This window comes from Nonomuraea aurantiaca (genome assembly GCF_020215705.1).
Classification (GTDB): domain Bacteria; phylum Actinomycetota; class Actinomycetes; order Streptosporangiales; family Streptosporangiaceae; genus Nonomuraea; species Nonomuraea aurantiaca.
The window spans coordinates 269358-281519 of the sequence record NZ_JAIWNB010000008.1 but is presented as its reverse complement, the minus strand read 5'-3'; the positions used below and the strand labels follow the sequence as shown (position 1 = coordinate 281519).

Sequence of the window (12162 nt, the reverse complement as noted above, 5' to 3'; positions counted from 1 at the left end):
GACGACGCGCTCGCTGTTGCGCGTGAGGCCGGTGCAGGCCTGGTGCCCCATCGCTCTCACCCAGTGATCCTTTTCTTCGCGACAGTGCTCAGCGTAGCGGCGCCGAACAGCCGCGCCGTGTCACCGAGCTGCGTCGTCGCGCGTTCGGCCAGCTCAGCGCGGTCCTGCGTGTCGCGCTCGACGTGCACCGCGAGCTCCGCCCGCGCCGCCTCGATCACCCGGGCGGGGTCGGGCGGCCCCAGATCGCCGTCGATGGCGCCGGGGATGTTACGCGCCATCCTGGCCAGCAGCCGCGCCCCTCCGGGTTCGATGAGGGCGTCGCCCACCTGCTCGGCCACCGCTATGGCGCAGGTCAGGAAGTCGACGCGGGGGCTGAGGGGGCCCACCATCCGGCGCGCCTGCGGCCACGTACTGGCCGCCAGCAGGCCGCGGGCGGGGGAGAGGCGGTCCGTCAGCGCCGCGCACAGGTAGTACGGGCGGCCGTACGGGGAGGACTTGAACGAGCGTTCCTCGTCCCGTCGCAGGCTGGTGAGCTGATTGCTGCGCAGCGTGCCGCCGCAGAACGCCGCGCCCACGGCGACGATCAGCCTGGGCTGGGCACAGGCGCCCAGCAGGAGGAGACCCTGATGCACCTGCTCGCGCACGGTCACCAGCCGCTTCGCCGGGGGCAGGGGTTCGCTGTCCTTCGGATCGCTGTCTTTCGGATCGCCCGCCGGGGCCGTGCTCACCAGGGCGTCCCACGTGCGCTCGGCGCCGCGCAGCTCGGCGCGGAGGGTCCTGGCCGTGGCCGTGTCCTTGACCCGCATGGCCCTGCGCACACCGGCTCGGAGCTCGTCGATCCGCCTCTCGAGATCGTCCAGCCGGTCACTCATGGCGCGAGCGTAGCAAGAGTTCCAGTATTTCCCAGTATTTTCAGGATATATCAGCTCTTGATCTACGTTGTAAAGGACGCCGCCCGGCGGGACATCCGGCTCACCTCACGGTGTACCGGCGATGGCACAGGCCCGGCACGGGGGGCGCCCGCAGATGCACTGCATGATGGCCTCGAGAACGTCCTGGTCGTGATACAGGCACCGATCATTGCAGGTGTGGCGCGGAACGAAGCCCGCCTGGATCTCGTCGGGCCACGGCTCTTCGCCTTCGCGGCAGCGGACGAACTGCTCAGGGTCTTCCGCGTGGAGGCCGTGCATGCGTTCCCGGGCCTGGGTCTCCAGGGTTCGCGTCTCCGCCACCATGGCCTTGAGCTCGGCGGCGAGGTCGGAGTACCTGTCATCGCCGGTTCGTACGTGCGCGGCCCGCAGCGCCATCACCGCATTGCCCAGGAATCGGCCGGCGTCCTGGAGGTCTGTGGTGTGGTGCAGTTGGATGCCGGTCACGCTGCGGACCCACACGGCGTCGTTGTTCATTGATCAATCCTTCGGAGTGGCAGACGCACACCCGTTTGGGAATTGCCCTAGGTCGGGAGGCATGTCAGGGGTTTGTGCGACTACACCTGAGGATAACCATGCGTTTGCGCTTTTTTCGAGCTAGGCGTGCGGGGTTGACCGTTGGCGGAGCGACTGCGGTGGTTGAACAATCCGGCAGGGGGCCTGTCGAAATGGCCTCCAGCCCGGCGTGGAAGGGGCATTGGGCAATCGGATCGCACTCTGGCGCGGTAAACAACTCTTGGGGATGAAGAGGGGAAGATATTAATCGTGCATCGCGGTGGCCACCGCGCGATCTGTGTTCCTCTCTTCCACGATCGGTCGACGCGCGGTGGCCGTTCTGGTTCTCAGGCGCCGCTCAAGCAGGAAGATCACTCCCTGGGCCGTCGCATGCGTCATGCGGTGGCGGTCAGCTCGTCACGGCGCACTGTCCGCGCTCCTTCCTGACCGGTCCCTCGGCATTCGGACGTACGTCGAAGTCGAAGATCGCGGTGGGCAGGTAGAGCGAGCAGCAGGCGTTGGGAATGTCGACGATCCCGCTGATTCGCCCTTCGATCGGGGCCGAGCCGAGGATCAGGTAGGCCTGTTCGCCGGTGTAGCCCCACTTCTTGAGATACTCGACGGCGTTGAGGCATGCCCTGCGGTAGGCCACCGTCGCGTCGAGGTAATAGTTGGTGTCGGTGTCGTGGTCCACCGAGATCCCGATGAACGACATGAACTCGGAATAGCGCGGCTCGACGTTGCCGGGCAGGAAGACCGGGTTGGTGGAGACACCGTACTTCTCCATGCCGCCCTTGATGAGGTCGACGTGGAAGTCGATGAAACCGCCCATCTCGATCGCGCCGCAGAAGGTGATCTCGCCGTCGCCCTGGCTGAAGTGCAGGTCACCTCCGGAGAGTTTCGCATCCTTCACATGGACCGGGTAGAAGACCCTGGCTCCGCGGGTGAAGTTCTTGATGTCGTGATTGCCGCCGTTCTCCCTTGCCGGCACGGTACGGGCGCCCTCTTCGGCGATCCGCCGCGCCACGTCGCCACTCGCCGTACCGGCGATGGTGTTGTCGGCCAGCGGTGGCAGGCCGAGCGGCGGGACCCGTTGCGGATCGGTGTCGATGAGCGCCTGCTCCCTGCGGTTCCAGGAGGCGAGCAGCTCGGCTGACGGCGCGGTGCCGAACAGCCCTGGGTGGGTGATGCCGGTGAACCGGACACCTGGCAGGTGACGGGATGTGGCCACCTGGCCGTGGAAGTCCCAGATCGCCTTGTACGCGTCGGGGAAGTAGTCGGTCAGGAATCCGCCGCCGTTCGCCTTGGCGAACACGCCGGTGTAGCCCCATCCCTGGCCTGGCGCCTGCCCGATCTGCTGGGGAACCGCGCCGAGGTCGAGGATGTCGAGGACCAGGAGATCGCCCGGCTCGGCTCCTTCCACCCCGATGGGCCCGCTCAGCACGTGCGCGACGGTCAGGTCGACGTCCCGTACGTCGTTCGCGGAATCGTTGTTGCCTATCTGGGCGTCGGTCCATTCCCTGCATTCGATCCGGAATTCATCTCCGGGGCGGACCATCTCGGTCGCCGGAACATCCGGGTGCCATCGATTGTGTCCCGGGACTTGCTGGTCGCGCATTGACTTCGATTGATCGATGCTGAATACGACGTTCGGCATGATGAATGCCTTTCTTGAATACGGATGCCGTCAGGCATGAAACGCATCGACCACCTCCTTGCAGGCGTCGCGGGTCTTCTCCTCACGTCCATCGAGGGCGATGTGTCCGGTCACCGGCGCCCATCGCCTCATCGCTCGGTGCCGCCGCCGCGGGTTCACGTCCGCGTGTCAGCGGCCACAGCCCGATGAAGACCACCACGCCGAACACGGCGAGGACGAAGGCGATGAGGTTGGTGTTCTGCCAGTAGCCGGTCAGGATCATGAATGCCGGGATCGCCGCCGTGACCCACCCCTGGATCGCCGTGACCCAGCCCGTGTACCTGGTGATCTGCTCGTGCTTCAAACCCAGCAGCACGAAGAAGAGGAACCACAGGAATCCCCAGTAGAGCCAGATGACCCCGAACGCCGGATCGCCCAGGAGCCGGAAGTTCGCGTACGAGTATCCGAGCGCCATGATGGCCACGAACAGGGAGAAGTAGCCGACTCCCGTGGAGTCGAAACCGCCCAGCAGGTTGATCCCGACGTACAGGTAGGTGAAACCGAACAGATAGATCCCCGACGCGCCGAGGATCTGGGCCGGCCTCTCGAGATTGGCGATGATCAGCACGGTGGGCGTGATCACTTGCAGGGCCCCGACGAAGAGGTTGAAGATGCCTGCCGCGCGTGGATCGATCTTCTTCAGCAGCATCATCCCGTTGATGAAGAGCACTGCGCCGACGTAGAGAAGTCCGACGGCTCCCATGAGCGACGCACCTCCTGGTGTTGTCGTGTGGCGGCATCACTCACGCCGGGCGGCCTGTCACCGCCTCGGGACCGGCGGAGCCGCGTGTGTGAGCGGTTCACACGCACGCGCCGCGTTGTTCGCGTTTCTGGTTGTTGGCGTTTCCGTTGGTCAAGTTTCTGTTGGTCAAGGCCGAGGCAGGCGTGGCAGCGCCGGGTGCGGCGGTGGCTGTCGGCGCCGCTTGGGAGGCACGCTCGTGACCACCTCGGGTGCTTCCCGGCTCTGCTCTTCGCGGGTGAGCCCGGCAGCGACTACTGAAGACACCCGGCTGAGGTACGGCGAGGAGAAGACTCGACGGGACGGGCGGTGGCACGCGGGGCATTCGTATGCCGCCGCGGCGGTCCCGATCGGTAGGTGCATGTCGAATCGTCCGCAGTCGGGGCAGCGATACTCATACGTCGCCATAGGCATTCCTCCGCAGAGACCCAACTCGATCTTCTCCGGCCTTCGGCACCGCAGAGCCATCGCCGGCCTGCGGCGATCTCCTTCAGGTAACCTCCGCCGCCAACCCCATGTCAAGGTCGCCGAATAGTGCGGCGATTTCCCGGAAAACCAGCTCCGCGCGAAAAGGGGAGTAAGAGTAGCGGAACCGCGCCCACGGAGCCGGTAAACGTGGTCTGACTTTTAACATGGGCGCGCGCATAATTGCCTGATCGGCCGGGAGAATTTGCCGGACGTTTGGCGGCCGGGACGCCTCAGGCCGCCGAGGGATAGCCGATCTCCACCAGATCCTCCTCGAGGCCGGAGAGATCGACCTCCGGATTCAACGCGGACACGATGCCCTGCGTCAACGGCCGCAGCGCATAGATCGACCGCACCGCCTCAAGGTCCACCGCGACCTCGTAGTACTCCTCCGCGAACTCCTGATACGCCTCCGGTCTGCCGTCGAGCAGAACATCGAACAGCCACTCGGCACTGCCGTCGTCCTTCACCCCGGCCGGCAGGCTTTGAAGAGCCCCGGTCCGCCACTCCACGTCGCCATGCTCGCGCCAGAAGCACACCGTCGCCAAGGGCGTGCCCGCATCGCTGAACGCGGGCTCTGTGCTCAGGGCACGAAACGCCTCCGGCACGGACTCGAACAGACCGGGCCACGGCGCTGGAGGATCAACGCGATACGGGCTCATCGGGGACTCGTGGTCGAAGCCGCGAGCATACGCACCCGCCGGCGAGAAGACGATCGAGTAGTCGTTCCCGCTCCCGTCACGCATCGAGGCCATCTCCTCGGTCGGTGACCACCGGCAGTTGAACGAGTAGTACCGGGACTCCCACTCAGGGCTCATGATCGCATCCAGCATGGCCATGGCGCGGGAGCGATCGCGCACGATCGAGATGCTGGGCAATTGACGGATCACTTCAAAGACGGACACGGGCCCATCCAAGCCGATCCCACCGACAACAGCGCCTGCCCAGGGGCGCGTCCGAGGTCAACGCGCGGCTACGGAAGTCCGGGGACGGCGAGTGCCCAGCTGCGGTCCTCCGTGAGGAAGCGGTCCAGGCGGAGCCCGCACTCGGCCAGTGCCGCGCGGAGGTCGTCGTCCGTCAGCCGCCGGGACGTGAACGACTGGGTCCACACCCGGTCCCGGTGCGTGTAGCGCATCGTCGCGTTGACCTGGTCCCGCCCGGTCCTCTCCAGGGCGGCCAGCGTGATCGTCATGTCGCCGTCCGTCCTGACCCGGCCGGGTCGCCAGGCGTCGTGCGTCTCGGGCGGCGTCCACTCGATCAGCACCGCCCCGCCGGGCGCCACATGCCGGGCGCAGGCCGACAGCAGCGCCCGCCGGTCGTCCTCGTCGGCCGTGTTCACCAGGTACGAGCCCAGCATGACCGCGTCGAACCGCCGCTCCAGCCGCAGATCCTGCACCCGGGCCCGTACGGTCCGCGCGCCCCGTACGTGGGCCAGCATCTCGGCCGACTCGTCCACGGCCACCACCTCGAAGCCGTGCTCCAGCAGCGCGTGCGTCACCCGGCCGACGCCCGCGCCCAGCTCCAGGACGGAGCCGCCACCCGGCACCACCCCCGCGACCAGCTCCGCCTCGCCGCGGGGCTTCAGCAGCGTGTAGTACTCGACGGGGGAGCCGTCAGGAGTGATCGAGCCGGGGCCGGTACCGGAGCGGGGGGTGATCGCCATGCCTTGGAATCTAACTCCGGGTGAGCGCACATGGGATCCCGTTCTCGCGGGGACGAAGCTTGCTGTGTCCCCTCAGGTGCGTCATCTGATCGGCGCGGTGGCCGGGTCGGCCGCGCTGCCCCTCGTCTACTACCTGACCGAGGCGGGCGCCCGGGCCCTGCGAGCGGCGTACGCCGCCTTCCGGCCCGCGCCCGCCGGGCTCGGCTACCTGACGGCCGTGGCGGCCATCGTGGCGCTGCTCGCCGCCTGGTCGTGGCTGTCGCCGCTGGCCGCGCTGGTCTGCGGGCTGCCGCTGACCGCCACCGCGGCACTGTTCGCATTAGACCTCGACGTCGCACTCGACCTGGCGGGCCGGCTGCCGAGCTTCGCAGTGCCCACCGGTCAGCCGGAGCCCACCGGTCAGCTGGTGGGCGCGGTGGCCGGCGAACCGCCGGGCGCCCTGGCCGGGGTGACGGGCCTGTACGCCGTCATCGGCGTCCTGCTGGTGCTGTCGGCGCTGCTGCCGCGCAGGCGGCGATCTATCCTGGGCGGATGAGCGGACGGGACCCGGATCGGCGCAAGGCGCTGCTGGACGCGGCGGACCGGGTCATCCTGCGCGAGGGCCCCGAGGCGTCCATGGCCGCGATCGCCGCCGAGGCCGGGATCACCAAGCCGATCCTCTACCGCCACTTCGGCGACAAGAGCGGCCTCTACGAGGCACTGGCCGACCGCCACGTGCGCACGGTCATCGCCCAGCTGCGGCCGGGGTTCGCCGGGCCCGCGTCCGACCTGCGCCCGGGGTTCGCCGAGACCCCGAACGACCTGCGGCCGGGGTTCGCCGAGGCCGCGGCCGATCTGCGCGGCCGGGCCAGGACGACGATCACCGTCTACCTGGACCTGATCTCGGCCAACCGCAACCTCTACCGGTTCTTGTTCCACCGGGCCAGCGCCGAGGACACCCGGATGCGCTCCCACATGACCGCGCTCGTGCGCAGCCTCGGCGAGGAGCTGGGCGGGGTGCTGGCCGCCGAGCGGGTGGTGCCGGAGTCCGTACGCGCCCAGGTGCTCGGTCACGCGTTCGTCGGCATGGTGCAGACCACGGGCGACTGGTGGCTGGAGCATCCGGAGGTGGATCGGGCGGAGGTCGTCGAGGGCCTGGTGGACGTGATCGTCGCGGCCGTCAGTCACCGAAGCGGGAGAGCCTCCCATGCCGCCGGGCGTAGTTGAGCGCCCACCCGAACACCGCCAGCGCGGCGGCCAGATAGACGGTGTTGAGCCCCATCGCCCACGCCATCCGGTCCCACGGCACCGCACCGCCCGACATGACCGTGCGCATCCCCTCGAAGACGTGCGAGGCGGGCAGGAACCACGCCACGGTCCGCACGGGCGCGGGCAGCACCGACATGGGGTAGAAGATCCCGGCCAGCGGTTGTACGAAGAAGACCACCGACCAGGCGATGACCTGCGCGTTCTCGCCGAACCTGAGCACCGCCGAGATCCCGACCAGCCCGAGCGACCAGCCGAGCAGGAGCAGGATGCCCATGAACGGCACCAGCCCCACGCCCAGGCTCGTCACCCCGAACCCGTAGAGCACCAGCGCGAGACCCGACATCACGGCGACCGCGAAGACCACCTTGCCCAGCGAGAACAGCATCAGCCCGATCAGGTATTCGACGCTGGACAGCGGGCTGACCTGCACGTTGAGCAGGTTGCGCGACCAGATGTCCTCCAGGAAGGCCATCGAGATCTCGTTGCTGGCCTTCTGCAGCACCTGCCAGAGCAGCACCGCGCCGATCAGGAACGCCACCACGAAGGGCACCTGCTGCGTCCGGAGGAACAGCGTGACGAACCCCCACAGCAGCAGCTCCACAGTGGGCCAGAACAGGATCTCGAACATCCGGACCGGGCTGCGCCGCAGCGCGGCGAAGTCCCGCCGGATCACGCCGGAGATCCGGCTGCGCCGGGCGGCGAGGCCGAGCGGGGGCAGGGTGAGCGAGGACGAGGGGGGCGGGGACGGGGACGGGCTGAGGGATGTCATCCGCGTGCCACCTTCAGGAACACCTCTTCCAGGTCGTCGACCCCGTAGTGGCTGGCCAGCTCCTCGGCGCTGCCCGTGGCCACGATCCGGCCGTCGGACATGAAGTGGATCCGGTCGCACATCCGCTCGACCTCGCGCATGTTGTGCGAGGTGATCAGCATGGCGCTGCCGCTCTCCTCGGCCAGGCGCGACAGCAGGCTGCGGATCCGGTCGCCCACGTCGGGGTCGAGGTTGGCGGTGGGCTCGTCGAGCACCAGCAGCCGGGGCGCGTTGAGCAGGGCCTTGGCCAGCTGCACCCGGGTGCGCTGGCCGGAGGACAGGTCCATCATCCGGCGCCTGCGCAGCGGCCCCAGCTCGAACAGCTCGACCATCTCGTCGACCCGCGCGGTCGGCCGCCGCAGCGCGTAGAGCCGGGCGAACGCGTCGAGCACCTCCTCCACCAGCAGCGGTCCGGGCAGGTCCACGTAACTGGCGGCGAAGTTGACCCGGCTCAGCACCTCGATCCGGTGCCGCGCCAGGTCCTGGCCGAACAGGTTGACGCTGCCCGCGTCGGGGGTGATCAGGCCGAGCAGCATGTGAAGCGTCGTCGACTTGCCCGCGCCGTTGAGGCCGAGCAGCCCGATCACCTCCCCCTCGGCGACGGTGAGGCTCAGGTCGCGGACCGCCGTCACGGACCCGAACCGCTTGACCAGATGGGTCGCCTCCAGGATGGTCACCCGACAAGAGTGCGGTCCGTACACGATCACCGGCAACGGGTTTTCCATCGAGCGGCCGCGGAACAGGTCCTCAGGCGAGCAGCCGCAGCAGGTCCCACTCGTTCTCGCACACCCTGCGCCCGATCGCGGCCAGCTCGACCGAGCGAGCGCCGCCCCGCAGGTGGCGCATCGTCTGCATGACGCAGAGGATGCCCCACTTGAGCACGCCGAACGTCTCCCACCAGCGCAGCGCGTCACGGTCGACGGGCTGCCCGCCCGCCTTCTCGTACGCGCTCACCAGGTCGTCGTAGCCGCCGAAACCGCCGACCGGCAGCGGCGAGCCGAACCGCCACGCCTTCACGCACAGCCAGCCGAGGTCCTCCACCGGGTCGCCCGCGTGGGCCAGCTCCCAGTCGAGCACCGCCCGGATCCCCTCGGGCCCGACGATCAGGTTGCCGTTACGGAAGTCGCCGTGCACCACGGTCCGCCGCGCGCCCGGCGGCCGGGTCGCCGCCAGCCGCCGGAAGGCCAGCTCGAACACCGGATGCGGCTCCCCGCACTGATCGAGCACGTCCCGCCACTGCCGCAGCGGGTCCTCGGCCACGGGAACGGGGGGCAGCGCCGCCAGCGGCATCCGGTGGATCGCCGCGAGCGCCTCGCCGCACTGGGCGGCCAGCCGCGGCCGGGCCCGCGCGTACGCCTCGTCGCGCAGGATCCTGCGCGGGATCGTCTCGCCCGCCACGCGCGTCATGAGGATGTACGTCTCACCGGCCGCCACGATCCGCGGCACCGGCACCCCGGCCTCGGCGGCGGCCCGCATCAGCGTGGCCTCGCTCGCCAGGCTGCCACCGGCCTCCAGGGCGGCGCCGGGGGAGTCGAGGCGCAGGATCAGCTCGTGCCGTTCGTCCCCGTCGAGCACGTCGAGCGCCCACGTCTCGCGTGAGGCCCCGCCGGGGAGCCGCGCGCTGAAGGGCACCGACGCGCCGGGCCCGAAGACCTCGCGGACGATCGAGTGGACCGTCTCCGTCATCGCAGCCCGAACTCCCAGTTCCCGCCCGCCGCGTAGGCGCCGAGTATCCGCCGTCCCACGGAGTCGATGTGCACCTCGTCGGGGCCGTCGTAGATCCGCCCGGCCCTGGCGTGCCGGTACATCCGGTCCAGCGGCGTGTCCGGCGTCAGCCCCGCCGCGCCGTACACCTGGATGGCCCGGTCGATCACGTTGTGCAGCATGCGCGAGCCCACCACCTTGATCGCGCCGATCTCGACCCGGGCCTCGGAGCCGGCGTCGATGGCCCGCGCGGCGTCGAGCGTGAGCAGCCGCGCGGCCTGGATCTCGGTGTAGGAGTCGAACACGTGCTGCCGCATGAGCTGCTTGGCGGCCAGCGGCTCGCCGAACGCGCTCCGCTCGCGCAGCCGGCGGCACATCAGGTCGAAGGCCCGCTGCGCCTGGCCGAGCCAGCGCATGCAATGGAAGATCCGTCCCGGCCCCAGGCGCCGCTGCGCGATCACGAACCCGTCGCCGCGCCCGCCCAGCAGGTTCGAGGCGGGCACCCGGACGTTGTCGTAGCGGACCTCGCAGTGCGCGCCGTCCAGCCCCAGGACCGGCGTCTCGCGGATGATGTCGTAGCCCGGCGTGTCGGTCGGCACGAGGATCATGGAGAAGGACCGGTGCGGCGCCGCGTCGTCCTCCGTCCGGCACATCACGGTGGTGTACGCGGCCCGGGACGCGCCGGTCGTGAACCACTTGTGCCCGTTGATCACCCATTCGTCCCCGTCGAGGACGGCGGCCGTCCTGAGCTGCGTCGGGTCGCTGCTCGACACGGACGGCTCGGTCATCGCGAAGCTCGGCGAGATGTCGCCGCGCACCAGCGGGTCGAGGTAGCGCTCCCGCTGCTCGGCCGAGGCGTGCTCGTGCAGCATCAGCGAGTCCTGCAGCGTGTACGTCCCCAGCGCGATCTGCCCGAACTCGCTGCGCCCCTGCACCTCGTTGACATAGACGTAGTCGAGGAAGGGCAGCCCGCCCCCGCCCAGCTCACGCGGGTGACCGAGGGCCCACAGGCCCTCCTTCTTGGCCTCCGCCCGCAGCTCGTCGAGCGCCGCCCCGGCGGCGGGCCCGCCCTGATGGAGCACGTTCTCGGCGGGCTCGACCCGCTCGGTCATGAACGCGTGCACGGCATCGCGGATGGGACGGACGCTGTCCGGGACGGCGAAGCTCATGACAGGATCACAACCGATAATCGTTGCCCGGTCAACGGATTCGGTCGCGTTTCCAGGCCGCCAGCCGGCTCGATGCGGCAGGGTCAGCACACGCCGGGCAACCTGCACACCTTGGCCGCCATCTTCCTGGCCTCCTTGGTCAGGCCGCCGGGGTCGTAAGCTCCCTCGTCGGTCGTGTAGATCATCAGCGCGCTGCCCTTGCGTGCGACGATGCCGGTGACCGTCTGGTTCACCTGGCCGCCCTGCCGCGTCTGGTACCCCATGCCCAGGGCCTCATCGGCCGCCTTGGCCTTGCTCGTCCGCCACCGGATCGACAGCTCGGGCGACGACGGGTCGCCCTTGCGCGCGCATCGCTTGACCTCGGCGCGCAGCCGGGTGAGCGCGGCATGGGCGGCACGCGAGCTCTTGTAGACGATGAGCTGTTCGGAGGAGCCGCTGGGGGCGGAGGTCCCGCGCGTGATCGTGCGGGCCGCCAGCCGGCCACCATCAACGGCACGCCGGTGCCAACACGGGTTCAGCTCCAGCGGCCTGGTGAGTCTGTCGCTGATCTCGTAACTGACTTCAGCGGCCTCGTCAGGGCTCAGCGGCTTGCGCGCGTCGCGCTCCATGAGCAGGAAGTTCTTCGGAATCTCGGTCATGGTCACCGGGGACAAGGCCAGCGCCAGGGAAAGAGCTACATGGATCATGAAGGGTTGGACGCCGGCAGGGACGACATTGTTCGCGCGGCGGCGGCACCGCGCCGTGCGCCCGCTACGCGACCGCGTCGGCGGCGGACCTGGGGGGATCACGTAGCCGTCGGGAGCCGTGCCCCTTCCACGGGATCCACCTGCCGGTGAGTGGGATGCTACGGCACAGCTCGAGGATCAACGGATGAGGAGTTCCTTATGGCGGCCCCGCACGACGTCCCCTCGGCGGCCCACCTGGTGGCGGCCGTCCGCGACTTCCTGGCCGACGACGTGCTGCCCGCGGTCGAGGGGCGGGTGCGCTTCCACACCCGGGTGGCGATCAATGTGCTCGGCATGGTCGAGCGGGAGATCGAGCTGGGCCCGGCCCAGGCCGGGGAGCATGAGCGGCGGCTGGCCGGGCTGGGGGTGGCCGACGACGCGGAGCTGGCGGCGGCGGTGCGTGAAGGCCGCTTCGACGACTCGGCTCTGGTCGAGGCGCTCAGGGACGCCGTACGGGCCAAGCTGGAAGTGGCCAACCCCGGATATCTCGGCGACTAGCCGATCCTGACCGGCTGCGGCTG

The 12162-nt window shown here is 69.3% G+C and carries 15 protein-coding genes; 3 read left to right on the top strand and 12 right to left on the bottom strand.

Features of this window, described 5'->3' with window-relative positions; translation table 11 throughout:
• Positions 1-56: 56 nt before the first annotated feature.
• The 7 genes from LDL49_RS21475 to LDL49_RS21445 all read right to left on the bottom strand — a co-directional run bounded on the left by LDL49_RS21475 (position 57) and on the right by LDL49_RS21445 (position 5987).
• A complete protein-coding gene (locus LDL49_RS21475) occupies positions 57-872 on the bottom strand; it encodes a hypothetical protein (protein ID WP_225292888.1) in 816 nt (271 codons plus the stop codon).
• 105 nt (positions 873-977) lie between these two features.
• A complete protein-coding gene (locus tag LDL49_RS21470) occupies positions 978-1406 on the bottom strand; it encodes a hypothetical protein (protein WP_225292887.1) in 429 nt (142 codons plus the stop codon).
• A 427-nt stretch (positions 1407-1833) separates the two neighbouring features.
• Positions 1834-3081: a formamidase gene (fmdA, locus tag LDL49_RS21465; protein ID WP_225292886.1), complete on the bottom strand. Its 1248-nt coding sequence runs from the start codon at positions 3079-3081 to the stop codon at positions 1834-1836.
• 82 nt (positions 3082-3163) lie between these two features.
• Positions 3164-3823: an AmiS/UreI family transporter gene (locus LDL49_RS21460; protein ID WP_225292885.1), complete on the bottom strand. Its 660-nt coding sequence runs from the start codon at positions 3821-3823 to the stop codon at positions 3164-3166.
• A gap of 165 nt (positions 3824-3988) precedes the next feature.
• Positions 3989-4267: an FmdB family zinc ribbon protein gene (locus tag LDL49_RS59235; protein ID WP_225292884.1), complete on the bottom strand. Its 279-nt coding sequence runs from the start codon at positions 4265-4267 to the stop codon at positions 3989-3991.
• A gap of 290 nt (positions 4268-4557) precedes the next feature.
• Positions 4558-5229, bottom strand: a complete 672-nt coding sequence (locus tag LDL49_RS21450; RefSeq protein WP_225292883.1) for a hypothetical protein — start codon at positions 5227-5229, stop codon at positions 4558-4560.
• A 68-nt stretch (positions 5230-5297) separates the two neighbouring features.
• Positions 5298-5987 (bottom strand): class I SAM-dependent methyltransferase, encoded by a 690-nt coding sequence (locus tag LDL49_RS21445; protein WP_225292882.1) that lies wholly within the window; start codon positions 5985-5987, stop codon positions 5298-5300.
• Positions 5988-6051: 64 nt separating this feature from the next.
• On the opposite strand from LDL49_RS21445, the gene LDL49_RS21440 reads away from it, so the two are divergent.
• Both LDL49_RS21440 and LDL49_RS21435 read left to right on the top strand, forming a co-directional pair.
• Entirely contained in the window at positions 6052-6522 is a 471-nt protein-coding gene (locus tag LDL49_RS21440) for a hypothetical protein (protein ID WP_225292881.1), read from the top strand.
• Positions 6519-7193, top strand: a complete 675-nt coding sequence (locus LDL49_RS21435) for a TetR family transcriptional regulator (RefSeq protein ID WP_225292880.1) — start codon at positions 6519-6521, stop codon at positions 7191-7193. Before LDL49_RS21440 ends, LDL49_RS21435 begins: the two co-directional genes overlap by 4 nt.
• On the opposite strand, the gene LDL49_RS21430 is transcribed toward LDL49_RS21435, so the two are convergent.
• From LDL49_RS21430 to LDL49_RS21410, 5 genes are all read right to left on the bottom strand, one after another.
• Positions 7147-8004 (bottom strand): ABC transporter permease, encoded by an 858-nt coding sequence (locus tag LDL49_RS21430; protein WP_225292879.1) that lies wholly within the window; start codon positions 8002-8004, stop codon positions 7147-7149. The genes LDL49_RS21435 and LDL49_RS21430 overlap by 47 nt on opposite strands.
• On the bottom strand, positions 8001-8720 hold the full coding sequence (locus LDL49_RS21425) for an ABC transporter ATP-binding protein (protein ID WP_225292878.1): 720 nt from the start codon (positions 8718-8720) through the stop codon (positions 8001-8003). Before LDL49_RS21425 ends, LDL49_RS21430 begins: the two co-directional genes overlap by 4 nt.
• A 70-nt stretch (positions 8721-8790) precedes the next feature.
• On the bottom strand, positions 8791-9729 hold the full coding sequence (locus LDL49_RS21420) for a phosphotransferase family protein (protein ID WP_225292877.1): 939 nt from the start codon (positions 9727-9729) through the stop codon (positions 8791-8793).
• Complete coding sequence (locus LDL49_RS21415; protein ID WP_225292876.1) at positions 9726-10916, bottom strand: acyl-CoA dehydrogenase family protein; 1191 nt, start codon at positions 10914-10916, stop codon at positions 9726-9728. Before LDL49_RS21415 ends, LDL49_RS21420 begins: the two co-directional genes overlap by 4 nt.
• Positions 10917-10999: 83 nt before the next feature.
• Positions 11000-11554 carry a hypothetical protein gene (locus LDL49_RS21410; RefSeq protein ID WP_225292875.1) on the bottom strand — a complete coding sequence of 185 codons (555 nt, stop codon included), beginning with the start codon at positions 11552-11554 and terminating at the stop codon, positions 11000-11002.
• 246 nt (positions 11555-11800) lie between these two features.
• Here LDL49_RS21410 and LDL49_RS21405 point away from each other — a divergent pair, with 246 nt between their 5' ends.
• Positions 11801-12139, top strand: a complete 339-nt coding sequence (locus LDL49_RS21405) for a DUF6285 domain-containing protein (protein ID WP_225292874.1) — start codon at positions 11801-11803, stop codon at positions 12137-12139.
• Positions 12140-12162 lie beyond the last annotated feature (23 nt).